22 protein-coding genes are annotated in these 24,381 nt (G+C 45.5%); 15 read left to right on the top strand and 7 right to left on the bottom strand.

Translation table 11 applies throughout. The features are described from left to right. The first annotated feature begins 152 nt into the window (after window positions 1–152). From polA to D0A37_RS13820, 5 genes are all read left to right on the top strand, one after another. Entirely contained in the window at window positions 153–3,260 is a 3,108-nt protein-coding gene (gene polA / locus D0A37_RS13840) for a DNA polymerase I (RefSeq protein ID WP_242724944.1), read from the top strand. Between the two features lie 35 nt (window positions 3,261–3,295). Continuing rightward, window positions 3,296–4,216, top strand: a complete 921-nt coding sequence (locus D0A37_RS13835; RefSeq protein WP_242724943.1) for a DUF1698 domain-containing protein — start codon at window positions 3,296–3,298, stop codon at window positions 4,214–4,216. 70 nt (window positions 4,217–4,286) lie between these two features. After that, the gene (locus D0A37_RS13830; RefSeq protein ID WP_242724942.1) at window positions 4,287–4,859 is read left to right on the top strand and encodes a thermonuclease family protein; all 573 of its coding nucleotides are present in this window, start codon (window positions 4,287–4,289) and stop codon (window positions 4,857–4,859) included. Window positions 4,860–5,411: 552 nt separating this feature from the next. After that, window positions 5,412–5,933 (top strand): hypothetical protein, encoded by a 522-nt coding sequence (locus D0A37_RS13825; RefSeq protein ID WP_242724941.1) that lies wholly within the window; start codon window positions 5,412–5,414, stop codon window positions 5,931–5,933. A 259-nt stretch (window positions 5,934–6,192) separates the two neighbouring features. Next, window positions 6,193–7,908 (top strand): sensor histidine kinase, encoded by a 1,716-nt coding sequence (locus tag D0A37_RS13820; protein ID WP_242724939.1) that lies wholly within the window; start codon window positions 6,193–6,195, stop codon window positions 7,906–7,908. A gap of 281 nt (window positions 7,909–8,189) precedes the next feature. Here D0A37_RS13820 and D0A37_RS13815 read toward each other — a convergent pair whose 3' ends face one another. Continuing rightward, entirely contained in the window at window positions 8,190–8,882 is a 693-nt protein-coding gene (locus D0A37_RS13815) for a DUF2259 domain-containing protein (RefSeq protein WP_242724937.1), read from the bottom strand. A gap of 536 nt (window positions 8,883–9,418) precedes the next feature. Between D0A37_RS13815 and clpB the strand changes: the two genes are divergently transcribed. Both clpB and D0A37_RS13805 read left to right on the top strand, forming a co-directional pair. Beyond that, on the top strand, window positions 9,419–12,034 hold the full coding sequence (gene clpB / locus D0A37_RS13810) for an ATP-dependent chaperone ClpB (protein ID WP_242724936.1): 2,616 nt from the start codon (window positions 9,419–9,421) through the stop codon (window positions 12,032–12,034). A gap of 95 nt (window positions 12,035–12,129) precedes the next feature. After that, window positions 12,130–12,345, top strand: a complete 216-nt coding sequence (locus D0A37_RS13805; protein WP_242724935.1) for a hypothetical protein — start codon at window positions 12,130–12,132, stop codon at window positions 12,343–12,345. Window positions 12,346–12,507: 162 nt separating this feature from the next. Here the strand turns inward: D0A37_RS13805 and D0A37_RS13800 are convergent, their stop codons facing one another. Together D0A37_RS13800 and D0A37_RS13795 are read right to left on the bottom strand one after the other, a co-directional pair. Further along, on the bottom strand, window positions 12,508–13,170 hold the full coding sequence (locus D0A37_RS13800; RefSeq protein WP_242724934.1) for a hypothetical protein: 663 nt from the start codon (window positions 13,168–13,170) through the stop codon (window positions 12,508–12,510). A gap of 231 nt (window positions 13,171–13,401) precedes the next feature. Beyond that, window positions 13,402–14,427 carry a YihY/virulence factor BrkB family protein gene (locus tag D0A37_RS13795; protein WP_242724933.1) on the bottom strand — a complete coding sequence of 342 codons (1,026 nt, stop codon included), beginning with the start codon at window positions 14,425–14,427 and terminating at the stop codon, window positions 13,402–13,404. A 130-nt stretch (window positions 14,428–14,557) separates the two neighbouring features. Between D0A37_RS13795 and D0A37_RS13790 the strand changes: the two genes are divergently transcribed. Next, entirely contained in the window at window positions 14,558–15,193 is a 636-nt protein-coding gene (locus tag D0A37_RS13790) for a hypothetical protein (protein WP_242724932.1), read from the top strand. A 348-nt stretch (window positions 15,194–15,541) separates the two neighbouring features. Here D0A37_RS13790 and D0A37_RS29025 read toward each other — a convergent pair whose 3' ends face one another. After that, window positions 15,542–15,664 carry a hypothetical protein gene (locus D0A37_RS29025; protein WP_278187201.1) on the bottom strand — a complete coding sequence of 41 codons (123 nt, stop codon included), beginning with the start codon at window positions 15,662–15,664 and terminating at the stop codon, window positions 15,542–15,544. 109 nt (window positions 15,665–15,773) lie between these two features. Here D0A37_RS29025 and D0A37_RS13785 point away from each other — a divergent pair, with 109 nt between their 5' ends. Continuing rightward, window positions 15,774–16,730 (top strand): mechanosensitive ion channel family protein, encoded by a 957-nt coding sequence (locus D0A37_RS13785; protein ID WP_445242528.1) that lies wholly within the window; start codon window positions 15,774–15,776, stop codon window positions 16,728–16,730. Between the two features lie 137 nt (window positions 16,731–16,867). Here D0A37_RS13785 and purU read toward each other — a convergent pair whose 3' ends face one another. From purU to thrC, 3 genes are all read right to left on the bottom strand, one after another. Continuing rightward, window positions 16,868–17,722 carry a formyltetrahydrofolate deformylase gene (gene purU / locus D0A37_RS13780; protein WP_242724930.1) on the bottom strand — a complete coding sequence of 285 codons (855 nt, stop codon included), beginning with the start codon at window positions 17,720–17,722 and terminating at the stop codon, window positions 16,868–16,870. A gap of 113 nt (window positions 17,723–17,835) precedes the next feature. After that, window positions 17,836–18,456 carry a Uma2 family endonuclease gene (locus D0A37_RS13775; RefSeq protein ID WP_242724928.1) on the bottom strand — a complete coding sequence of 207 codons (621 nt, stop codon included), beginning with the start codon at window positions 18,454–18,456 and terminating at the stop codon, window positions 17,836–17,838. A 130-nt stretch (window positions 18,457–18,586) separates the two neighbouring features. Next, a complete protein-coding gene (gene thrC, locus D0A37_RS13770) occupies window positions 18,587–19,711 on the bottom strand; it encodes a threonine synthase (RefSeq protein ID WP_242725523.1) in 1,125 nt (374 codons plus the stop codon). A 138-nt stretch (window positions 19,712–19,849) separates the two neighbouring features. Here thrC and D0A37_RS13765 point away from each other — a divergent pair, with 138 nt between their 5' ends. The 6 genes from D0A37_RS13765 (at window position 19,850) to D0A37_RS13740 (ending at window position 24,330) form a co-directional block, all read left to right on the top strand. Beyond that, on the top strand, window positions 19,850–20,113 hold the full coding sequence (locus tag D0A37_RS13765; protein ID WP_445242527.1) for a hypothetical protein: 264 nt from the start codon (window positions 19,850–19,852) through the stop codon (window positions 20,111–20,113). A 257-nt stretch (window positions 20,114–20,370) separates the two neighbouring features. Then, on the top strand, window positions 20,371–21,423 hold the full coding sequence (locus D0A37_RS13760) for a fatty acid desaturase (RefSeq protein WP_242724923.1): 1,053 nt from the start codon (window positions 20,371–20,373) through the stop codon (window positions 21,421–21,423). A 182-nt stretch (window positions 21,424–21,605) separates the two neighbouring features. Then, a complete protein-coding gene (locus D0A37_RS13755) occupies window positions 21,606–23,108 on the top strand; it encodes an AAA family ATPase (RefSeq protein ID WP_242724921.1) in 1,503 nt (500 codons plus the stop codon). After that, window positions 23,108–23,815: a DUF655 domain-containing protein gene (locus D0A37_RS13750; RefSeq protein WP_242724919.1), complete on the top strand. Its 708-nt coding sequence runs from the start codon at window positions 23,108–23,110 to the stop codon at window positions 23,813–23,815. Before D0A37_RS13755 ends, D0A37_RS13750 begins: the two co-directional genes overlap by 1 nt. Window positions 23,816–23,933: 118 nt before the next feature. Next, window positions 23,934–24,083 (top strand): hypothetical protein, encoded by a 150-nt coding sequence (locus tag D0A37_RS13745; protein WP_242724917.1) that lies wholly within the window; start codon window positions 23,934–23,936, stop codon window positions 24,081–24,083. Next, window positions 24,058–24,330, top strand: coding sequence for a hypothetical protein (locus D0A37_RS13740; protein ID WP_242724915.1), 273 nt, complete (start codon window positions 24,058–24,060; stop codon window positions 24,328–24,330). Before D0A37_RS13745 ends, D0A37_RS13740 begins: the two co-directional genes overlap by 26 nt. The last annotated feature ends 51 nt before the right edge of the window (window positions 24,331–24,381 follow it).

The raw sequence follows: 24,381 nt of genomic DNA, 5'->3' as shown, positions 1-24,381 counted from the left end.
GTAGGAATCGTACTTCACATCTTCTACTATTCTCAGCCAAGCTGCACAGTAAGCCGCTCCCCGATCGAGTGTCAAGCGTCCTCAAGTCTGCGGGCCATCCTTCCGGTCGATCAATGCAGGCGGACAACTGAGTACAATGAGAAAATCCTTTCGTGCGATCGGTATTTGTGTCTGTGTCGGCAAATCAAGCTCCCATCTTCATCTTAGTTGACGGTCACTCCCTGGCCTTTCGATCCTACTTCGCCTTTGCCAAAAGTCGAGACGGAGGCTTGCGAACGACAACAGGCATTCCCACCAGCGTCTGTTTTGGCTTTCTCAAGTCGCTGCTGGAAGTGATGGCCGCCCACGATCCCCAGTACATGGCGATCGCCTTTGACCTCGCCACACCCACATTTCGCCACGAAGCAGACGACACCTACAAAGCGGGCCGAGCCGAAACACCGGAAGATTTTAAGCCGGATATCAAAAACCTGCAAGAACTCCTCACCTATTTGAATTTACCTGCAATAACTGCTCCCGGTTTTGAGGCAGACGATGTTTTGGGAACTTTGGCAAACAAAGCCAGCGCGGCCGGTTATCAGGTCAAAATCCTCACGGGCGATCGAGATTTGTTTCAATTAGTAGACACCGAAAAACAAATCGGCGTATTATATTTGAGTACGGATGAATTAAGGCGATCGGGCAAAGGCAAATCCCAAGAATACGGCCCGGAAGCAGTCAAAGAAAAACTCGGTATTTTGCCCGAACAAGTAGTAGATTACAAAGCTTTGTGCGGCGACAAATCCGACAACATCCCCGGAGTTAAAGGCATCGGCGACAAAACCGCACTGCAATTGCTGGAAGCTTACAATTCCCTTGATGGAATTTATGCAGCAATAGACGAGATTAAAGGAGCAACTAAGAAAAAGCTAGAAGAAGGCAAAGAAGCTGCTTATCATTCTCAACGCATGGCGACAATTGTCCAAGACGTGCCCTTAGAAATCAACTTAGAAGATTGCCAGCTTATAGGTTTTGACGAATCAGCCTTGATTCCCATGCTGGAAAAGTTGGAATTTAAAACATTTTTAAGCAAAGTAAAGCAAATTCAAAAGCGTTTTGGTGGCGTTGAAGAAAAGGAAAAACAAGAAGAGGAATCCTCGTTCCCAGGCTCTGCCCGGGAACGCACATCCAGAGGCTCTGACTCGTCGGAAAACACCCTAGAACAGCCATTGGAAGGTGTAAAAGAGCCATTGGAGGGTGTAGAAAAGCCATTGGAACAGGGCGGGCAAGATGCCCACCCCACAATAGATAAGTCACCTCCAACTTCTGAAAGTTCAGAAGAAAATGCCTTATCCTTTTGGAGTCATGATGATACCAAAGCCGCTCAGCAAGCAAACAAATTACCCATTAAACCCCGAATAATTCAAACAACCGAACAGTTAAACGAATTAGTCCAACTGCTGCAAACCCACACCGACAAAGCCTCACCCGTGGCGTGGGATACCGAAACCACCGCCATCGAACCGCGAGACGCCGAATTAGTCGGAATTGGCTGCTGTTGGGGAACCGGTGAAGAGGATGTTGCTTACATTCCTACGGGACATAAAACGGGCAAAAACTTGGACAAAACCACAGTTTTAAATGCTTTGCGTCCGATTTTGGAAAGCGAGAATTATCCGAAGGCGCTGCAAAATGCTAAGTTTGATCGATCGATCCTGCGCTGTCAGGGAATCAAACTAGCCGGAGTCGTCTTCGACACCATGCTAGCCAGTTACGTACTCAACCCAGAAACTAGCCACAGTCTCAGCGAATTGTCAAGGAAATACTTAGGCATTGTCGCCAAAAGTTACAATGAATTAGTACCGAAAAACAAAACAATTGCTGACATCAGTATTCCGGCGGTAGCTGACTACTGCGGTATGGATGTTCACACCACATTTGGGTTAGTAAATAAACTTAGAGCAGAATTGGATAAAGCTGATGAAGCTAACTTTCCGGGAAAGTCTTTGCACCAGTTGCTGCTGGAAGTAGAACAGCCCCTAGAACCAGTTTTAGCTGAAATGGAATACTGCGGAATTCGCATTGATTCAGAGTATCTGCAAGAACTGTCGCAGCAGCTAGAAAAGAGCTTAAAAGAAATAGAAGAAAAAACTTATCAAGCAGCGGGGAGAAAGTTTAATTTAGGTTCCCCGAAACAACTCAGCGAAATCTTGTTAGAAAAAATCCCGGATGAGTTTCAGAAAAAGTCTCGCAAAACTAAGACGGGATACTCTACAGACGCCGCCGTATTGGATAAATTGCAAGGAGACCACCCGATTGTAGACGATTTATTAGAACACCGAACATTATCCAAGTTGAAATCAACTTATGTGGATGCTTTGCCACAGTTAGTGCGTGCAGATACCGGGCGAGTGCATACAGATTTTAACCAAACTGCAACGGGTACGGGAAGGCTTTCTTCTTCTAATCCAAACTTACAAAATATTCCCATCCGTACCGAGTTTTCGCGGCAAATTCGCAAGGCTTTTTTACCGGAGTCAGGGTGGCTGATGGTGTCGGCTGACTATTCTCAAATTGAACTGCGAATTTTAGCTCATTTGAGTCAAGAACCTGTGTTAATAGAAGCTTACCAAAATAACCGAGATGTGCATACTGTGACGGCTCAACTGTTGTTTGAAAAAGAGGAAGTAACGCCGGACGAAAGACGGTTTGGCAAAACAATTAATTTTGGGGTAATTTACGGTATGGGGGCGATTAAGTTTGGTCGTTCGATGGGCAAAACTTCAGCAGACGGCAAAGAGTTTATTAAGCGATTTAACGAGCGTTACATTAAGGTTTTTGAATTTTTGGAGAAAGTAAAAAAAGAGGCGATCGCCCTCGGATACGTTACCACAATTCTAGGCCGCCGCCGCTATTTAAAATTCGAGAGCGAAAGCCTCCTGGACTTAAAAGGCCGCAATCCCCAAGACATTCACTCCGATAGACTTAAATCTGTCAGCAGAGATGACGCCCAATCTTTGCGGGCTGCCGCCAACGCTCCCATTCAAGGCTCTAGTGCTGATATCATTAAACTTGCCATGATTGAGGTACACAAAATTTTGCAAAACTATCAGGCGCGGCTGCTGCTGCAAGTTCACGATGAATTAATATTTGAAGTACCTCCCGATGAATGGGAAGAATTGCAGCCGAAAATTAGAACTGCGATGGAAAATGCTCTGCCTCTTAGCGTACCGCTGATAGTGGACATCCACGCTGGGCAAAATTGGATGGAAACAAAATAGACAGCAGCAACCGCACTTGGGGGAGAAAAAACAAGATGATGACAGCAGAAACACAAACTTTGTGGCAGCAGTTAAACGATGTAAAAAAACGCGCCACCGATTTAAACTTGCGCTTTTCCCAAGCAGCTCAAAAACTGCAAGACAGCGGCACTCCTTTATCCGAAAGCTTGGTTGAAGAATTAGCCGTCTACCGCCAAGATTTTGACACGCTATGCGCTAAAACTCAGCAATTGCCAAGCCAGCAAGCCGCACCTGCGGAGATTGTTTCTCTACAAGATATCGAAAGATTGCTGCTAAAAGCAGAAGTAGCAAAAATTCCCACTTGGCATCACTGCATTGACCTCGGTTGCGGAGTCATCACTCCGGGCGGCGGTAAAACCTCTTCTCCCCAAACCGAAGAAAAAATTGGACTTCCCGAAAGTTTAGAAGGAATGACTGTTTTAGATGTCGGTGCTTGGGATGGATTTTACTCTTTTGCCGCAGAAAGGCGCGGGGCTAAGCGCGTTTTGGCTACAGATTCCTTTGTTTGGCAATCCCCCGATGTTGGCAAAGGAGGATTTGAACTGGCCCGCAGAGTGCTCAAGTCTCAAGTTGAAGATATGGAGATAGACGTGCTCGAACTTTCGCCCGAGAAAGTAGGGGTTTTTGATTTGGTTTTGTTCTTGGGAGTGCTTTACCATATGAGGCATCCCCTGCTGGCTCTCGATCGAGTTTTCAGCGTCACCGGCAAGCAGTTAATATTAGAAACTCACGTCGATATGCTTGATTGTCAAAGACCGGCAGCGGCGTTTTACTGCGGCAGGGAACTGAATAATGACCCGACGAATTGGTTCGGACCAAATGCTTTGGCGGTGAAAGGGATGCTGGAAAGTGCAGGGTTCCGCGACATCAAAGCTGTTAATATTTCCCAAGCTAGCGGTACGTGCGCCCGGATGGTTTTTCACGCTTGGCGTTAGGGAAAGGCTGAAAGTGCGATCGGTTAATTAAACTCACCACATAAAGGTAAATTAATAGACAGACAGAACGATGAGTAAAACTAAAATCGCCATTTTCCCAAAAATAAAAACCTTAAGTGCAGTTGCTTTGCTATTGTTACTATTCGGGTGTCCACAAAAGTTAGCGCCCAACAACTATGCTGTCAAGCGAGTCAGCGACGGCGACACTCTTGTCGCTAGCGATAGCGCTGGAAAAGATATCAAAGTGCGTTTTGCCTGCATAGATGCACCGGAAGTCGCGCACACAAATGCTGAGAAAAATAGCAAAGCAGCAGCAAAAAAAAATCAATTTAAGTGGGGAAATCTAGCGCACCAAAGAATGCAGCAGCTTGTAAACCAAGGGGGCGGTCGCGTTGTTTTGACCGTCACCGATACTGACCGCTACGGCCGCAAAGTGAGCGAAGTTCGCTTGCCAAACGGCACATTTGCCCAAGAAGTTTTGATCCGCGAAGGATTAGCAATGGTTTACCGTCCTTACTTGAAAAACTGTCCGAGTGCAAGTATTTTGGAAAAAGCGGAAGCCGAAGCTAAGAAAAATCGCCGCGGCGTTTGGGGTGATTCTAAGTTTGTTCCTGCGTGGAAATTTCGCAACAGCGATAAATGAACGGAAGCAGGAAGTTAGACAAGGGATTGTAGAACGGATTTAATGGATTTAACCCATGGATTTTGAGTAGGGACATGGCATTGCCTTGTCCTTACGGGAGCTACGACTTTTAAGAATTGGTATAAGATTGATGATTGTAGCAAGATTTTTTTAAATTGGTATTATGTTGTTGGCCTGGAATCTGGGAACCTGTATCAGACATTTACAGTCTTGGACTGATTCAGGTCTTGTTAAACCCAGTCTCTACTATAAATCTTAGGTTGAGCTGCGCCGCATCCGCCCAGAAACCCGGTTTCTAGATCCCGATGCCGATCGCCCTAATTTAGTACAATACAATCAGGACGAGGCTCTGCTCGTACCGTCCGCAATCTGTGGAGTTTCGGCGATAGCTGACGCCAGATTCATCTAAAACCAGACATGAGTTCGATCGCACTTTTCTCCGACCTGTTTTTGATGAAAAGTCAACAAATGTGATAGGCTCCAGATAAACCAATAGACTGCTGACAAAAGCGGTCGATTGCAATCACCCAAAATTAACTTTAAGGGACATCAATGAATTTCAAACATCTGGTTATTTCCGGCCTTGCCCTGATCCTCGGTACTGCAATTGTAGGAAATGCGATTGCTCAAGAACTGACCGACGACCAAAAAACGGTTGTTTGTCGCTTGAAAACAGAAGTTGACCAGCGGAAAGGCAACGGTCAAAAATTAGTATTTGTGCCGTTGCTGGGTCAAGTTCGCAAGCAAGTTTCATCTCCTTTTAGAGCCACGCTGCATCCTAATGTGGAGTATGTTTTTGTTGCCACTTGCGACGGAAATTGTCAGGATTTAAACTTATCTCTTAAGGATGAAAGCGGTCAGGAAATCGCTGCGAGTCAAAAAACAGGCGAACTGGCGTCACTCTCTTTTACTCCCCCATCCCAAGGTCAATATCAAATCACTGCTAAACCGGGCGAATGCACGACGGCAGAGGGTTGCAGTTACGGTCTGGGAATCTTCGTTCCTGCCTCTGCAAACGTACCTAATGCTTCAAGAATTCCTGCTGAGATAGCACAATTTCGACTTTGCCAGTAGAGGAGAAATTACAAGTTGTGAGTTGTGAGTTGAGTTAAGTTGTGAATAACAAATCTAACTCATAACTTGCAACTTATAACTCGTAAATTTTAATTAGTTATTCACAACTTAGCCCAAGTGTCAAGCAGAGAAAGCAGTGGAACTTTGCACAGACCCGAAACTGCCGAAATTTGGTTGGGGATGAAAAACTCTATTTACCCTCACGCAGGCATCAATTAGAATATAGATACTGCCTCTCAGGGTGACGAGTATATTGCCCATGTCTTCAACCTTAGCCTCGAAAAATCAACCCCATCACCCTCCTCAAAGAGATTTGAGAAATCTGTTCAGTCGCTTGGGTATCAGGCAGAAAATCGGCTGCGGATACGCCTTGGTCATTGGTATTGCCGTTTTGGGTGCTGTGGCGGGACGGGGAGTAGAATTTTATTACAAACAGCAGGTTCGGGAAAAACTGGCGATCGACCGAGATAAAGGGGAAATCCTGAGCAACCTCAATAGTACGGTACAGGAAGTCAGAATTCACCAGCAAAAGCTGGTCAGTCTGACGGCCAAACCGCAAATTTTCGATCGCGAACGCTCGGAATTCCTGACTCGCGTTGCTCAGATGAGCGGCATCCTCGAACAACTGCAAACCTTTCCACCGACGAAGAATCCCGAGGTGGCCAAAGACTACGAACTGCTTCAACAGTTCGTTCAAGCCAACGGCAAAACAGTAGAATCATACTTTCAAGAAGTACAAAAATTGTTGGGGACTGCGAAATTATCTGGTTTAAATCCGCAGCAGCAGCAGGCTTTCCAGCGGAACTTGAACAATTTTGTCGCTGGCAAAACCGCTTTGAAACTCGAACAGTTTTCGCAGGATTCAGCCAAACTGGCCGGCAGCTTTGGCGAGAAAGCAGACGAGGCATTGAGTACCTACGACAAAGCAGAAAAGCTCGGAACTCTAATTCTCATTTGCTCTCTCTTGATATCAGCCGCGAGCGCAGCAATTCTAGCAGCATACACCAGCGGGGCGATCGCTCGCTCCTTAGAAGCCACCACCCTCATCGCTCAGAGAGTCACAGAAGAATCCAACTTTGATTTGCAAGTACCCGTCACTACTTCCGACGAAGTGGGAATGCTAGCAATTTCCCTCAACGAACTAATCCAAAGAGTCGGGGAATACACAGAAGAATTGCACGAAGCAAAAGTAGCCGCCGAAGCTGCAAACCGCTCGAAAAGTGCATTTCTGGCCAACATGAGCCACGAACTACGCACCCCCCTCAACGCCATCATTAACTACAGCGAAATGCTGCAAGAAGATGCTCAAGATTCCGGTTCAGAAGACTTTCTCCCGGACTTAGAAAAAATTCAAACCGCAGGCAAACACCTACTGGATATGATTAGCGACATCCTCGATATTTCAAAAATAGAAGCCGGTCACGTCACCCTTTATTTGGAAAACTTCGACGTGGCAACCATGATTGAAGAAGTGATGACTACGGCTCAACCGCTAGTAGAAAAAAAAGGCAATGCTTTAGCACTGAAAACAAAAGGTGAACTCGGCACAATGTACGCCGACCAACCGAAAGTGCGGCAAATTCTCCTCAATTTGCTCAGCAATGCTGCCAAATTTACCGAAAAAGGCGTCATTACTATCGGCGTCGAAAGAATTAAAATTGAAAAGTCAAGATCCACGAAACAAAATAAAAATAATGATTTTTACTCGGGTTCAAACTACACTTCTCAAGTTTTAATGTTTCGAGTCAGCGACACCGGCATCGGCATGACGGACGAGCAATTAGAACAGATATTTAAACCTTTTACCCAAGCTGATGCTTCGACTACCCGCAAGTACGGAGGGACGGGTTTGGGATTGACAATTAGCCAGCGTTTGTGTCAAATTCTCGGCGGCGAAATTAGCGTCGAAAGCGAAGACGGTAAAGGTTCAACTTTTATTGTCAGTCTCCCGGAACGGGTGGTGATGCAGGCATGAAGTCAGGCAAGATATGGATTTTGACACGGATACACGGATTAATGATTGAGCATTCGTCAATAATCAGGAGGCAGATATTCAAGGGAAAATAAAGAGGGAAGAAGGAAGAGGGAAATTTTAAAATATATTGATATATCAATTATCAAAATAAAGAATAATTAACAACCAGATCCGGACTAACGCACAGACTCTATCTGTAGGTGCGCCTTGTGCACCTTACAGATAGGGGTTCTGCGTAAGTTTTGATAATTCCCAGGTCAAAACCTGGGAATATAGCAAGCCTAAAGAACAAAGCCTTGTACAACATTAGTTTTCAATACTCCTTCAAAAGTGCGTTCTGTCTTGTCCACCAGGACAACGACATTGCGCCCGTTCGGAGACAAACGAACTTCTCGGATTGAATAAGAGAACACCCAATCTTGAAAATTGTTCAGCGATCCGAGGACACGCTGCCGACCGTTATGATTAATTACAAGACGCATTGCCGCGCTTTCTTTGCCAGGAGAAGTAGTTTTTTGCCGCTGTTCCAGGCGAATTTGTAAAGGCTTTGCTGTATTGACTTTGACGGCGACTGTCTCGCTTCCATTGGCTCCGGGAGTACGAGAAATAATGTTCCGTTTAGTTCCAGCTTTAGGAGGAGTTAACTTCAAAGTTTGCCTGTTATTCCAACTTTTTTTAAGCAAGTCATCTTCTGCCATTTTAGTGCTTTTATTCGAGTCGGGCTCCCCATATTTAGTTTGGATACACCCATTTTTGATGCAGGAATTTGCAGGGACTCGAACAATTTGCAATTTTGCTTTGGGAATTCCCGCTCCTGTATCTCTGGAACTTTCTAGATACAAGTAGTAATTGCTGTCGGCGGAAAAACCAGACATCCGGTGTGCGGCACGCCAGGTACTTGCCAAAGCTTCAGGGGCTAGTGCGATCACGGAACTTGCTATAATTCCTAACGAAATTAAAGGTAAAATTTTCATGGCTATATTTTCCAGTTCTGAGAGTTATAGCGGCTGTTATTGATTAGTTAAACAATAACGCTTTGGGTTTAGCTATAGGACTGTGACGCTTATCAAGTCCTCTCTCCTATTTACATGAGTGTTTCTCAATTTTCCGCAAGAGACTGTTTAAGAATGTGCAGTTTTTTCAAGTGGCACTAGAAAGCATTTTTAATGTGAGAGTTGCTTTTATCTCACATCTTGCACCATTCTCAAGAACAGGCAAGATGCCTGTTCCACAAAGAGTGAATTTTCTTGTGGAACAGGCATCTTGCCTGTTCATAAAAAGCTTATTGAGAATGGTGCAACATCTCAGTTTTATCCAAGAGTGCAACTTTTAGGGGCGACAGTTTGCTTTTGACTGCGAGAGACTGCTACACAGGACGGAAATACCTATCTACAGAGAGGGGAACACCGATCCGATCGCCCTCCGCAACTCCCTACAATGACAATTGTACGGGCGATCAAGCCATTGCCTCTACAGCAGTCATCATTTTCTATTCAGGGAATTAAAATTTATGCAACCGAATAATCCAAACCAATTTACAGAAAAAGCCTGGGAAGCCCTCGCGCGCACCCCAGAAGTTGTCAAAGCAGCCCAGCAGCAGCAGCTAGAAAGCGAACATTTGATGAAAGCTTTACTGGAACAAGAATCGGGACTTGCTACCAGCTTATTTAACAAAGCGGGAGTTTCTGTAGCAAAATTGCGCGATCGCACTGACGAGTTTATCAGCCGCCAGCCCCGAATCACTGGAAGCGGCGGCAACGTTTATCTCGGTCGTTCTCTCGACACTTTGCTCGATCGCGCCGACACTTACCGAAAAGAGTACGGCGATGAATTTATTTCCGTCGAGCATTTGATACTAGGTTACGTTAAGGACGATCGCTTCGGCAAAAATTTACTACAAGAATTTAAACTATCTGAAGCTAAACTCAAAGACATAATTGCCCAAGTCCGGGGGAACAACAAAGTGACCGATCAAAATCCAGAAGGGAAATACGAAGCGCTGGAAAAATACGGCCGAGACTTGACTGAAGCCGCGCGTCAAGGCAAACTCGACCCGGTAATCGGAAGAGATGACGAAATCCGCCGCACGATTCAAATTTTGAGCCGTCGCACCAAAAATAACCCGGTATTGATTGGGGAACCGGGAGTCGGCAAAACTGCGATCGCCGAAGGACTCGCCCAGCGAATTATCACCGGAGATGTGCCGCAATCTCTCAAAGACCGACAATTAATTAGCTTAGATATGGGCGCATTAATTGCCGGTGCAAAATTCCGGGGAGAATTTGAAGAACGCTTGAAAGCGGTGCTCAAAGAAGTGATGGACAGCAACGGCAAAGTCATCTTATTTATCGATGAAATTCACACCGTTGTCGGGGCCGGCGCAACTCAAGGATCGATGGATGCGGGCAACTTGCTCAAACCCATGTTAGCGAGGGGAGAATTGCGCTGCATCGGCGCTACCACTCTCGACGAATACCGCAAGTATCTCGAAAAAGATGCGGCATTAGAACGCCGCTTCCAGCAAGTTTATGTTGACCAACCCACCGTTGAAGATACTGTCTCAATTTTGCGGGGTTTGAAAGAACGGTACGAAGTTCACCACGGCGTTAAAATTTCTGACAGCGCCCTAGTGGCGGCGGCTACTTTGTCTACTCGATATATTAGCGATCGCTTTCTTCCAGACAAAGCCATTGACTTAGTGGACGAAGCAGCGGCTAAACTCAAAATGGAGATTACCTCCAAGCCGGAAGAACTCGACGAAATCGATCGCAGGATTTTGCAGCTAGAAATGGAGAGACTGTCGCTGCAAAAAGAAAGTAACGCTGCTTCGATCGAACGCTTGGAAAGACTGGAAAAAGACTTAGCCAACCTCAAGGAACACCAAAACGGTTTGAATGCCCAGTGGCAATCGGAAAAAGGTGTCATCGGCAGCATTCAAAAGATTAAAGAACAGATTGATAAGGTGAATATTGAAATTCAACAAGCTGAATTAAAATATGACCTGAACCGCGCTGCTGAGTTGAAATATAGCAAGTTAACTGAATTGCAAAAACAACTGCAAGAAGCAGAAGCTCAACTTTCAGCAACTCAAACCACAGGTAAAACTTTGCTGCGGGAAGAAGTTACAGAAGGTGACATTGCGGAGATTATTTCCAAGTGGACGGGAATTCCGATCAGCAAGTTGGTTGAATCGGAAATGCAAAAACTTCTGCACTTGGAAGATGAACTGCACAAGCGGGTAATTGGACAGGATGAAGCGGTGACGGCGGTTGCAGATGCAATTCAGCGCTCGCGCGCAGGTTTAGCAGATCCAAATCGTCCGGTTGCGAGTTTTATTTTCCTCGGTCCCACGGGTGTTGGTAAAACGGAATTAGCCAAAGCATTAGCTTCTTATCTGTTCGATACTGAAGAGGCGATCGTGCGAATTGATATGTCGGAATACATGGAGAAACACGCAGTTTCGCGGTTAATTGGTGCGCCTCCGGGATACGTTGGCTACGATGAAGGTGGACAATTAACTGAGGCTGTGCGCCGCCGTCCTTACTCAGTGATTCTATTTGATGAAATCGAGAAAGCACACCCTGATGTATTCAACATCATGCTGCAAATTCTGGATGACGGCCGCGTCACGGATGCTCAAGGTCACACGGTAGACTTTAAGAATTCTGTGATTATTATGACATCGAATGTCGGCTCTCAATACATCTTAGATGTGGCGGGAGATAACGAACAAATGCGGAGTCGGGTGATGGAAGCGATGCGGGGAACTTTCCGCCCGGAATTCTTGAACCGGATTGATGAGATGATTATCTTCCACGGTTTGAGTAAGGCCGAACTGCGGCAGATTGTGCTGTTGCAAGTTAAGCGCTTGGAAAAACGGTTAGCCGATCGCAAAATGTCTCTGAAATTGTCGGAATCTGCGATCGACTTCTTAGCAGAAATTGGTTACGATCCGGTTTACGGTGCGCGGCCATTGAAGCGGGGAATTCAACGCGAGTTGGAAACGCAAATGGCGAAGGGTATTTTGCGGGGAGATTTTGCTGACGGGGATACGATTTTTGTGGATATCGAGAATGAAAGGTTGGCGTTTAAGCGGCTGCCGGCACAGTTGGTGACTGCTAAATAATTTGGATAGGGTGGGCTGCGGCCCACCTTATTTTTTTGAGGCGATGGTTCTTTTTTTGACCGCAGATGTAAGCGGATGGACGCGGATGGACGCGGATGGGATTGCGGGCGATCGCCCGTCTGTTACCCTCTCATCAATGGATGATTGTTGCCCGCTTCCGCAGTCGTTCAGATGCAGACGGGCATTTTCAGTTTTTGCAACAAACCATACCTCACGTTAAGTTTGAGGTTGTGTTCGATCGTACTGGCGATCGTCACCGTTTAGCTGCACCGGGCGATCGCCCTGACAATATCCTCACTAGCGCGTTATAGATTGTAATTTTTCCGCTAGTGTCTGTTAGCTCAAGTTGGCGATCGCACTTTTTTTGATAAGTGCGATCGTCTTTCCTTTCTTGAGTCCCCCTCTGGTGGGATGATAGTTTCTGTAGAAGCGATTTCAATCGCCGAGTTATCTGTTGGGCTGTCTCTACTAACTTACTTCCGCACCATCACAGAGCGAATCACAGCATTCGGGTGATACTTATTAGTCTGATAAAACCCCCCTTTACCAGCGCCATAAACTCCTCCAAATTGTTTGCCTTCAGCCTTGGGAACAAACATAATGTTTCTAGTGGGTTGCTTGGCAAATACAACCCCTTCTCTCATTTCATTATCCACGTTATAAGATAAAGTAGCCTTACCGTAAATTGCCTCGGCTTGTTTCAGAGTCATTCCTGGCCGGACGCCCTGAACTGTTTTATAATTAGCATTTTCAGTCATCAAAAGTTCAATGACATCGGTATCTTTTAGCTTTGTACCCGCAGCATAAATAATCCGATATTGCACTTTTCGCGACTGGGTGACAGCCACAGCATCAAAGTCTACCATAAAAGGAGACTGAACTTTAAACAGTGCCGTGGAACCCAAAGCCTTTTTCAATTGTCCGAAAGTCATCCCCACTTTCGCCGCTCCAATTCCGCGATCGGAAATTGTTAAATTTGCAGAAGGTGTTTTTTGAGCAGCATTTGCCGCTTCTCCCAGCACATTTGTAGCCCCAGGCGCAACAGTGGAACCGGGAGTCGAAATTAAAGTGAGGTAACTGCCGATCGCCAATAAAACAGCTATCATTGATCCAGACAAAACTTTAAAATTCAACATGACTAATTCTCCTAGATTTCAAATGCGACTATCTACCCGCATCTTTTTGACTATCCTGGGCCTCACCCTCCTAGTTTGGATTCTCAGAGGTGTTGGCCTCTTGACATTCATTCCCGGTGGTGTCATTTGGATACTGATTTTGCTGTCTTTTGTTGCGGGCATCCTCAGCACTTTACTCCGTAGGTAAGCCCGCATCCGGCAAATAACAATTAACACTTCAAAATTAACAAATTATTTTAATTTTGGTTGTTTCATAGCCTTTCCCACCGTCACATTCAACTGAGCGCCGATCAGCATCACCAAAGAAGAAATATCCAGCCACAGCAGCAACACAATAAAACTTCCGATTGTGCCGTAAGCCCAACTAAAATTGCCCACATGCAAAACATAAAACCGAAATAAAGCTGAAAATAGCGCCCACAAAATAGCAGCAAAAACAGCTCCTGACACAATAGGAATATCTGGTTGGCGGCGGCTAGGCCCGTAGCGGTAAATAAAGGCAAAAGCCAGTGATACAATTCCCAACGAAATCGGCCACCGCCACAGCCGCCAAGCACCTAATAGTTGCGACTCTAAAGGGCAATTGCCGGCGAGGAGCAAGCAATTTTGGACATCTTTTAAATCGCAATTGGCGACGGACTCCAGCAGGCAGCTCTGGCGGGCAATAGCTTGTACAATTAAGTCGCTGACAAATACTACTCCCGATGCTAAAATTAACAGCACAATTGTACCGATACTCAGCGCCAGAGAAATAAGTTTGGCTTTCCAAAATGGTCTAGTTCGATCGCTCCGGATTTCATGGATGCGATCGAGTGCAGCCATCGCCGCGCTCATTACTCCAGAAAATGCCCAAATAGCTCCAAAAAAGCTCACCGAAAACAGCCCTTTACTCCGAGTTAACAGAATTTCTTTGATTAAGCCACCAATCAAATTCCGCACGTCATCGGGTATAACTTCGCCCAAAAGACGGGCTATTTGATACAGTGTTGACTGCAAAGGTTCAAAGATAGCGATCGCAGATAAGATAGCCAACAGCCCCGGAAACAGCGCCAGCATAGAATTGTAGGCCATTTCCGCAGACAGCCCCGGCAAGCGCTGCTCTCCCGCCTTAGCGCCGACTTCCTTGAGCGTACCCCAAGTCAAACACCGACAAAACAGCCAAAAACCCCCCAATTTCCGTTTGAGAGCTCGAAGCAGCCTTAAAAGTACCTCAAACAAAGCTAAAATCAGGTAGCGCAACCAGTAAAAAATGTTCATAGCGCACAGGAAACGGGGCGAAAGATGAGGTAACACAACTCGTTAATTAATTAAGCCATTATCAACTCGCAATTGCCAATTCCCAGTTCCCCAATCTAAAATCTAAAATCTAAAATCTAAAATCAATATTATGGCTCAGGATGTCAGACAGTGGTTAGATGAAATCAAGCGGCTGCAACAGCAGTTAACAGAAGTTTCGCGCGATCGCGATGAGGCCGGTGAAAGTGCTGCTCAGTGGCGCCAACTCTACAATACCGAAGCCGAGCAGCGGCGGAATGATGCTAAATTAACTCAGCAAAGCATCGCTTCTCTGGAATCACAAATAGAGCAATTACAAAATTTTTCCCCCCCTGTACCCGAAGGTGATGATGCTGGAGTTGCTCGCCAGCAGGAAGTCGCACAACTGCAAACAGTAGGCGAACTTAAAGCTAAGTTAGCAGAAGTTCTCGAAGAGCGCGATCGGGCGATCGAACAAGTTAAACAACTCACTCAAGCCCTCAAACAAGAAGAAGCCCGTCACGCCGAAACGAGCAAAAATTTAACTAGCGCCCTCGGAGATGCCGTTGACTTGCTCACCAAAGCCCAAAATCCTGCCCCTGCCAAAACCGAGACAGTATATTCTTTAGAGATAGTACCTACTCGCACAGCAAATCCTGGCGAAACTGCTCTGGAAATCCGCCAAACTTCAGCCCAAACAGGCAAAAATCCCGCGCAGCTTCCACCTTCTAAAAATCAGTTACTCGATCTACCGCCCTTTGGGAATTAGAAGTTAAAAATTCAGGAATTGTCGGTATGGCGAGTCCCCTTAGCAGGTGGGATTTAGTCACCGATGCGTTGTTTTTGCTTTTCCTGCAATTAAGCGGCATTAATTTCTCAGCTTCTTTATGATATTCAATTCCGGTTATATCGGAATGATTAAAGCACAGATGACGCAGAGGATACAGAGGAAGGGAAGAGAGATGAATAATTCCGATGAAGGGCTGAGTTGATATTATTCCGCATCTACGGATGATCTACTAATCGATGTAACTGTAATATATCCCAACCTATAATCCCCATTCAAAATTTTGAGCACTGCCAAAAAATCGGGATCATCTCATATTTGTAAAAACACTTATTCTGGCTCGTTCCTTCTTCCTTCTTCCTCTTTCCTCCTGACTCCTGGCTCCTGGCTCCAATTTTGGGCTTGGCTGCAAAAGTGAGATGCTCCCAAAAAATATTCCTCGCGTCGTACCAACCTACACCCTTTAGATAGAATTTAATCGAGCTAAATTTTACTACTATCGACAACGACTGATACGCGAGGAAACTTCATGAAGGCAGAGATATCCATAGTCTGGAAAAAGATGCAGAGCATGATCGACAGCTTTATGCTCATGCTGCCTAATATTGTACTGGCGTTAATTGTCTTTGCTATTTTTTACTCTGTAGGTAGGCAAATTAAGAGAGTGGTCAGGCGAGTTACCCGCCACCACCACCAAGCTCGAAATTTGGGGCTGGTGTTAGGACGGTTAGCCCAGAGTGTGATCGTTCTAGTTGGTCTATTTATTTCTCTTTCGATTGTAATTCCTACATTGAAAGCTGGCGATTTGGTGCAACTGCTGGGAATTAGCGGGGTGGCGATTGGTTTTGCATTTCGCGATATCTTGCAAAACTTCTTAGCGGGTATCCTAATTCTGTTGACGGAACCGTTCCGAATCGATGACCAAATTGTGTTTAAAAACTTTGAGGGAACGGTAGAAAATATTGAGACCCGCGCTACAACAATCCAAACCTATGATGGGCGGCGGATTGTCATTCCTAATGCCGAATTGTTTACGAATACGGTGACAGTGAATACCGCTTTCGATCAACGCCGCATGGAATACGATATTAGTATTGGTTACGGCGACGATATTGACCACGCCAAGCAGTTAATCCTGGAAGCACTGTACAGCCTGAAGGAGGTTTTGAAAGTTCCTGCACCCGATGTACTGGCGATGGATCTAGCAGAAAGTACGGTCAATATCCGCGTTCGGTGGTGGATTGCTCCGCCGCGCCGAATTGACGATCTGCGATCGCGCGACAAGGTAATTTGTGCTATTAAAAAAAAGCTATATGTGGAAAACGGCCTCGATTTGCCTTATCCCACGCAGAACATCTTGTTCCACGATCAAACCGAAGAAACCGATGGCGATCGCTCCCAGCAGCGTGAAGGATGGCCCGCAGACAAACGTAAAGTTCCGAAACCTAATCGTATTCGCCGCTCTGTGCGAAAACTGACCCAAGGGCGATCGCAACACGACGACAACGGAAAATCTTAACCGCATCCCCAGTCATGCAAAATATCAAGCTGAGCAAACTGTGGGATTCGCTGCACTGCGATGTTGCAACCGGAATTGATATCACTCGCCGAGTGATTAAAGGAGTAACAAACCAGGATTGATATGAAGCCTAATTTTCAAGCAAAAACCACAGTCCGATTGCCATAAACTAAAACACGATTTTGTAAATGATATCGCACGGCTCTTGCTAACACAACTCTTTCTAAATCTTTACCTTTGCGAACCAAATCAGACACTTCATCGCGGTGACTCACGCGCACAACATCTTGTTCGATAATCGGGCCAGCATCTAAATCAGGTGTAACATAGTGGGCTGTTGCACCGATAATTTTTACCCCTCTTTCATAAGCCCTTTGGTAGGGATTTGCACCCACAAACGCGGGTAAAAATGAATGGTGAATATTAATCAGATTGGGAAATGCGATCGTAAAGTCTTGACTCAATATTTGCATATATTTGGCCAAAACTACTAAATCAATTTTATATTTATTAAGAATTTCTAACTGTTTTGTTTCTTGAAGAGCTTTATTGTCTTTAGTAATTGGAATATACTCAAAGTCGATACCGTATTGTGCGGCAATAGGCTTTAAATTTTGATGGTTACTGATTATCAGGGGAATTTCACCTCTGATTTCTTGCGCTCGCTGTCGCCAAATCAAGTCTAATAAACAATGATCTTGACGGCTTACAAAAACCGCGATCCGCCGAATTTGATGGGAGAAATGCAATTGCCAGTTGGCTTGTAAGTCCTTGGCAATTTCACTAAAAGCAGGTGTTATTTGTTCGGTGGTTAAGTCAAAATCATCTAATTGCCATTCTAGCCTGCTTAGAAATAATCCGGCGGTAAAATCTGTATGGTGATCCGCGTGGATGATATTGCCGTTGTGGGAGGCGATAAAGTTAGCAAGTAAGGCGACGAGTCCTTTGCGATCGGGACAGGCAATTAACAGGGTTGCAGTAGGGCTAGTCATTGTATAATCGCTAAAGTTTTATTGACGCTCCGCACCATACAAGCTTTTTGAAGTTATTCTGTAGGGTGTACGCTACGCAGCTTACTGTTACTCGAACTACCGCCGTTTGGTAATCAGGAATTTAAAATACTGCTTGCTGCTAAGATTTGTTGTGCGGTTAACTGTAAGTCTGGGAAGAGCGAAGAAATCAGTCGATCGCTCTTTTGAAACAACTGTTTTTGATACTCATCTTCTCGCAGCATACAAATCGTAATGGTCGGCTGTTTGGGTTTGCCAATATATTCTCTGCCGCCAATGCCCAGATAATCCACAATCCAATACTCAGGCACTCCCAGCAGTGCGTAATCTTCAACTTTGCGGGCGTAGTCGTTCTGCCAATTGGTGCTGACGACTTCAGCGATTAGTTTAATTGAGTTTCCCGATGTAATTACAGGTTCTTGTTGCCACAAAGGTTCATTAATTAGTTGAGTTCGATCTACTACAAGTACGTCGGGGCGAAACGCTGTTGCTGTTCCTAATAGTTTGATGAGACAGCGAGGGGGAATAAAGTAGGGTAGATCCACACGATCGATTTCTACATTGAGTTTTCGCCCGAGGAAGGCGGATACTTGTTCGTGCGGCCCCGTTGGTTCGATTTCGGTTAATTCACCATCGATTAGTTCGTAACGATCGCTGTCGCCAAAGTTGGCAATAAATTCATCAACACTTAGAAGTTTGGCAGGTGATTGAACCATTCTGTTTGCTCCTGGTGATGAATTAAGAATTTTTTTTACGAACCGCAGAGGACGCAGAGGACGCAGAGGAAGAGAAGAGAGAGAAGATGACAAAGAGTTTTCATATTTCCCTCTTCCTTCTTCCTTCTTCTTAAAACCCCATCGCCCCAGCTACTGCATCCAAAGTCGGAGCAATGCCACTTTTAAATTGATTGTTGCTGTGATTAATTGCGGTATCCGGGTCTTTCAAACCGTTACCAGTCAGCACGCAAACCACCGTCGCCCCAGTTGGAACTTGGTCTTTTACCTTCAGCAAACCGGCCACAGAAGCTGCACTCGCCGGTTCGCAGAAAATCCCTTCCTGCGATGCTAACAAGCGGTAAGCGTCCAGAATTTCGGCGTCGGTGACTGCTGCAAAACCGCCGCGGCTGGCTTCGGAAGCTGCGATCGCCTGTTTCCAGCTAGCGGGGTTGCCGATCCGAATTGCCGTCGCCAGGGTGTCCGGGTTCGCCACAGCCTCGCCCGTTACCAAAGGCGCAGCCCCGGCGGCTTGAAATCCCATCATCCGTGGCAATCGCGAACATTTTTTGGCTTGGTGGTATTGACAAAAGCCCATCCAGTATGCTGTGATATTTCCCGCATTTCCGACGGGAATGCACAGCCAGTCAGGGGCGTCGCCCAAGGCGTCCACCACTTCAAAAGCACCGGTTTTCTGACCTTCCAAGCGGTAAGGATTCACCGAATTTACCAAGGTCACGGGGTAGTTAACCGCCATTTCGCGGACAATTTCTAAGGCTCGATCGAAATTTCCCCCAATCGAAATGACTTCGGCACCGTAAAGCAAAGCTTGCGCCAACTTGCCCAAAGCCACGTAACCCTCGGGAATCAACACGAAAGCTCGCATCCCCCCGCGTCGGGCGTAGGCGGCGGCGGCGGCCGAAGTATTGCCGGTACTGGCGCAAATTACTGCCTCGGCACCAGCTTCCTTCGCCTTGGAAATCGCCATTGTCATCCCCCGGTCTTTGAAACTACCAGTGGGGTTGAGGCCGTCGTATTTCACCAGGACGCGCACGTCTCGACCAATGAGAGAGGCGATCGCCGGTGCTGGAATCAGGGGAGTATTGCCTTCTTGGAGGGTCACTACCGGTGTGGTTTCCGTCACCGGCAGGTAGGGGCGATAAGCTTCGATCAAGCCGGGCCAGCCGTAGCGTTTCGGCTCGGCGGCGCGGGCAGCAGAGTTAGCAGCAGAGTCAGTAGCAGGTAGAATCAGGGTCACGATGTCAATGGTTTTAGGCAATGGCTAAGGAATTTACACTAATTTTAGCTCGATCGGTTAATTTGATGTTTAATACGATCGGTTCAGGTTAAAGTAACTTAATGGTGTGAATGTGTAGATATGTCTACTCAATTACTAATGTCAAATAATTCATCCACTCTTTCCCGGCCTCAAGTTACCGCGAGCAATCCCGAAATGGCTAGTTCTTCTACCCTATCGACCACTTTTGCCCGCAAAGTAGATTTGGTGAAGTGCCCCTACCAAGCCGATCAGCAAGTTAAGTTCCTGCACTTGCAAGCAGAAATCGAATCCTTGCTGCTGGAAGTGCAAAGCCTCAAACAGCAACGCTCGATGGCTGGCTTGCGGGATCTCGACCCGATTTCTGGCAGCAACAGCAATTAGCAGACAACAGTCGCTAATGCTAATTGTCCTGGCCCTGTGTTATAAAAACGAATGTTTTGCTACCCGCAGTATTTTTTGCCAAAAGTGCTAGAAATTCCTAACTGCGGATAGCGATCGCTAGCTTTTGCTAAAACGCGCTTGCCTACAGCTCAACTCGTCTGCTGCTTGCTGGCAACGAGCTGACATTTTACGGCGCTTTTTTATTGCGCTAATTTGTTAAGCCATCCTCATGGCATACGGAGAATCGAAATCAGTTTATGACAGCATCGATCGAAAAACCACTAAATTTGACATCCGCAAGTGACACTTCCAACCTGCGCCTGAAAGATATTCTCAAAACCCTGCCGCGGGAAGTATTCGTCAAAAACCCCCGCAAAGCTTGGACAAAAGTAATCGTCAACGTTTTGCTAGTTGCGGTCGGTTACTGGGGCATAGCAGTCTCTCCTTGGTTTCTACTACCCCTAATGTGGATTTTCACAGGTACCGGATTAACCGGTTTTTTTGTGATCGGGCACGACTGCGGGCACCGGTCATTTGCTAACCGCCGCTGGGTAAACGATTTAGTCGGACATCTCGCATTTCTGCCGTTAATTTATCCGTTTCACGCATGGCGCCACGGCCACAATTACCACCACAAGCACACCAATAAAATTGGTGAGGATAATGCTTGGCAACCCATGACAGCAGAAGACTACGCTGCTGCTCCCAAGGCTTTACAAATAGCTTATAGTTTAATATTCGGTCGGATGTGGTGGATCGGCTCGATCGCCCACTGGGGAAAAGTGCACTTTATGTGGTGGCGCTTCAAAGGCAAACAGCAACAAGAACAAGTGCGGTTTTCAGTTTTTGTAGTTTTAATCGGTGCTGCGATCGGATTCCCGATTTTAATTGCAACCACAGGCATTTGGGGATTTGTCAAATTTTGGTTGGTGCCCTGGCTGGTTTACCATTTCTGGATGAGCACTTTTACGATCGTCCACCACACAGCACCAGACATTTCATTTAAAGAACCCGAAGAATGGGACGAAGCCCAAGCGCAACTGTCGGGAACAGTTCACTGCGATTATCCCCGCTGGGTAGAGTTTCTGTGCCACGACATTAACGTCCACGTTCCCCACCACCTTTCAACTGCTATTCCCTGGTACAACTTGCGCCTCGCCCACAGCAGCTTAAAGGAAAATTGGCAAGACCATCTCTACGAAACAGAATTTTCTTGGTCTTTAATGCAGCGGATTGCCGACAACTGTCACCTATACGATCCGGCTGGCGGCTATCAGACATTGCAGGAATTTAACGCTCAAACAAAGTAGTTTTGAAGCGCGATTAATCCCCTAAAAACCCGGTTTGTCAAACACAACCGGGTTTTTCGATATTACAATCCCTAGCCTTTGTAAGGGGAGGAATGCGTACCCTAATGTCAATATCACAATCCGTACCATTATTAAATCAGTCATTCCCAATCTAAAATCTAAAATCTAAAATCTAAAATCGAATGACTTTCAATCCCAATAACTGTCGCAACGAAAGCGAAGTAGAAAGCAAACTCATTGTCAGCTATCTGCTACCCAAGTTAGGCTATACGCCCGACACTTGGCACCAAGAAATCGCATTTGGGAATATTCGTCTAGACTTCCTCTCATTTGCAACCCAAGTTATCCCCATAGTTGTCGATGCAGACTCGCCGATGAGTGTAGTCATGGAGGCTAAACATCCGAAGGAAAATTTAGACCGCCACCTGCGAAAACTCCATCGCTATTTAACAAGTTTGAGCATCCGCTACGGCCTCATAACTAACGGTAAAGAAATTAGAATTTATGCCAGAATCGCCGATGAGATTCAGCTAGTATTTAAGTGTGCTGGACAAGAGGTAGAAACTCGAATTGATGAAATTATCGCTTTAATTGGCAGAAATAGTTTAAAACCTCTAAAAACTCCCGAGAATCTGGAACGGGAATATAATAAAATTAATTTGGTTAGTCCTGACTTAATTAGCGAAATCCCCGTACAGCCCAACAATTCCGCCACCGTAGAACCTGAACCCAGTCAACTCTCCGAACCGGAACAAATACCTGAAAATAATCCCGTTAATATTCAAGTTAAATCAGATGTAATCGTTTCCCCAAAAAGGCAAAACACTATGAAAATCATTGCAGTTTACCACAATAAAGGCGGCGTCGGCAAAACTACAACAGTAGTCAATTTAGCAGCAGCGCTGAGTAAGAAAGGTAAAAGAGTCTTGGTAATAGACTTAGATAGTCAAGCGAATACAACATTTGCGACAGGTTTAGTTAAATTTGAGGATGAAGAACAAGACGATTTGAAAGATAATAATATTCTTCAAGTTTTGCAATCCGAAGAGTTTTTCTCTATCGCAGAAGTAGCTCGCAAGTCTAATTTTTGCAATCCCGAAATCGATGTGGTTCCTTCCCACATTGATTTAATGCAATATGAAACGGAACTCAATCAACTAGATTTCAGCCGAATGATTTTAATTCATAAACTAGAAGAAGTAGAGGATAAATATGATATTGTACTGATCGATACGCCGCCATCTTTGAATTTTTATGCTAGAGTTGCCCTAATTGCGGCGGATTATTTAATTATTCCTTCTGACTTAAAACCTTTTGCCAATCAAGGACTGATTAATGTCAAGGATTTTATTAAAAAAGTTAATGGATTCAAAAAACAAATTCGCAAGAAACCTCTAGAAGTTTTAGGCGTACTTGCTTGCAAAATATCCACAAATGCTAAATTTGTACAGTACAGTTTGCCCAAGCGGAGGGAGGCAATTCCCAAACGCTACGGCTTTGAAATCATGGACAGCGTAATTTACGAGAGAGACGATTTAGCAAAGTGTGCAGAACAATTTCAAATCGTGGGAAATATGGAAATCGCCGATCCCATTTCAGTGCTAGACTTTAAGCCGGATTCCATCGCATCCCAAGAATTTGAAATGCTAGCAATTGAAGTTTTGGAAAAAATAGGTAAAAACTAATGAAAAAGTTATCTCCGTCACTGGTTGCAGTTAAAAAAATAACATCCGCAGTGCCCCGTTCCAATTTTACCGAGGCTGATTTGGAGAAATTAGCGAGACTGATTTTAGAGTCAGGAGGATTGATTAATCCGATAATTGTCCGCCGCAACGGTATGGATGCCTACGAAATAGTAGACGGAGACTTGGAATACTATGCGGCGGCGAGAGCAAAGGAAATAGAACCTCAAAAAGGCGAGACAATCGGAGCATTTATCCTGGAAGAAGAAAATGAAGAGCTTCTACTGGAACAACTTAAAATTCTCAGAAAAACCGCAAGCACTGACAATAAAACTGTAAGTGAGGTTCCCCAACAGTCCTCCAGCTTTGAACAGCGACTGACAAATATTGAAACTCGATTGGAAAACAGAATTAATGAATTGAAAGCCGACTATACGCAGGAAAAACAGGCGCTGATAGAGAGGGTTAAAGATGTTGAAAGCCGGATTCCCAAGCCAGTTCCGCTGTTGTCAGCGCTCAACACTCAAAAGGAATCCCAACTGAGGATAAATTTGAATAGTGCTGGCATCAAATCTCAAATAATAGACCACATCATCAAACAGCGAGAGTTGGAGCCATTTACCTCATTTGAGAATGTGGTGCAACGAATTAAAGGGTTAGGAGATAAAACAATGATTAAGCTTATTGACTATTGGCAAAGATATTTATAAGCTTTCAGCCCTCTAAATTGCATTTTTGGGACCCTCAAAGCCCGCCCGACAAAATTTGAAAAACCCGATATGACTCGGGGGTTGAAACCCATCCTACAGAAACTTTCGCGCCTCTGGCTTGAAACTAAAGAATAAGGGCGATATTAAAGCTGGCGGTGGTATAAATCGAATTGCGATCGCAACTCGCAACGCCAGCCCGATCGCCCTGATGCCAAAAAAAGTAAAGATGAGTAAAGCAGTGTATGCTTGGTGTCCCGCAGGCAGTTAAACTCATCACAGTCGCTTTTTTAGGAATTGCAGTAACTTTTGCCGATCGGGCTGTCACCGCACAGCCAGCCGCACAGGTACAGCAGCAACGCCATATCTCCCCCCAGATAACCGAGTTCGATCGCAGACTTGGAAGACCCAGGCCAAGAAACCCTTTAACTTACCACAGTCTGGGTAAGGTGTTTGTCTCGCACCTTACAATTAGAGTTTTTGGGTTAGTCCTGCAGCACTTAAAACGCAGGCTGTAAAGTGCAAACATACGTAAATACCTACACAGCAGATTTTAATGACAAAAGGGG

This window comes from Microcoleus vaginatus HSN003 (genome assembly GCF_022701255.1).
GTDB lineage: Bacteria > Cyanobacteriota > Cyanobacteriia > Cyanobacteriales > Microcoleaceae > Microcoleus > Microcoleus vaginatus_B.
This window is presented reverse-complemented; position numbering and strand designations above follow the sequence as displayed.

Excerpts from the sequence above, each read along its gene's own strand:
- D0A37_RS13835 (WP_242724943.1), top strand. The coding sequence starts at position 3,296 with ATGATGACAGCAGAAACACAAACTTTGTGGCAGCAGTTAAACGATGTA.
- D0A37_RS13830 (WP_242724942.1), top strand. The coding sequence starts at position 4,287 with ATGAGTAAAACTAAAATCGCCATTTTCCCAAAAATAAAAACCTTAAGT.
- D0A37_RS13825 (WP_242724941.1), top strand. The coding sequence starts at position 5,412 with ATGAATTTCAAACATCTGGTTATTTCCGGCCTTGCCCTGATCCTCGGT.
- D0A37_RS13820 (WP_242724939.1), top strand. The coding sequence starts at position 6,193 with ATGTCTTCAACCTTAGCCTCGAAAAATCAACCCCATCACCCTCCTCAA.
- D0A37_RS13815 (WP_242724937.1), bottom strand. The coding sequence starts at position 8,882 with ATGAAAATTTTACCTTTAATTTCGTTAGGAATTATAGCAAGTTCCGTG.
- clpB (WP_242724936.1), top strand. The coding sequence starts at position 9,419 with ATGCAACCGAATAATCCAAACCAATTTACAGAAAAAGCCTGGGAAGCC.
- D0A37_RS13805 (WP_242724935.1), top strand. The coding sequence starts at position 12,130 with ATGGGATTGCGGGCGATCGCCCGTCTGTTACCCTCTCATCAATGGATG.
- D0A37_RS13800 (WP_242724934.1), bottom strand. The coding sequence starts at position 13,170 with ATGTTGAATTTTAAAGTTTTGTCTGGATCAATGATAGCTGTTTTATTG.
- D0A37_RS13795 (WP_242724933.1), bottom strand. The coding sequence starts at position 14,427 with ATGAACATTTTTTACTGGTTGCGCTACCTGATTTTAGCTTTGTTTGAG.
- D0A37_RS13790 (WP_242724932.1), top strand. The coding sequence starts at position 14,558 with ATGGCTCAGGATGTCAGACAGTGGTTAGATGAAATCAAGCGGCTGCAA.
- D0A37_RS13785 (WP_445242528.1), top strand. The coding sequence starts at position 15,774 with ATGCAGAGCATGATCGACAGCTTTATGCTCATGCTGCCTAATATTGTA.
- purU (WP_242724930.1), bottom strand. The coding sequence starts at position 17,722 with ATGACTAGCCCTACTGCAACCCTGTTAATTGCCTGTCCCGATCGCAAA.
- D0A37_RS13775 (WP_242724928.1), bottom strand. The coding sequence starts at position 18,456 with ATGGTTCAATCACCTGCCAAACTTCTAAGTGTTGATGAATTTATTGCC.
- D0A37_RS13765 (WP_445242527.1), top strand. The coding sequence starts at position 19,850 with ATGTCAAATAATTCATCCACTCTTTCCCGGCCTCAAGTTACCGCGAGC.
- D0A37_RS13760 (WP_242724923.1), top strand. The coding sequence starts at position 20,371 with ATGACAGCATCGATCGAAAAACCACTAAATTTGACATCCGCAAGTGAC.
- D0A37_RS13755 (WP_242724921.1), top strand. The coding sequence starts at position 21,606 with ATGACTTTCAATCCCAATAACTGTCGCAACGAAAGCGAAGTAGAAAGC.
- D0A37_RS13750 (WP_242724919.1), top strand. The coding sequence starts at position 23,108 with ATGAAAAAGTTATCTCCGTCACTGGTTGCAGTTAAAAAAATAACATCC.
- D0A37_RS13740 (WP_242724915.1), top strand. The coding sequence starts at position 24,058 with ATGCTTGGTGTCCCGCAGGCAGTTAAACTCATCACAGTCGCTTTTTTA.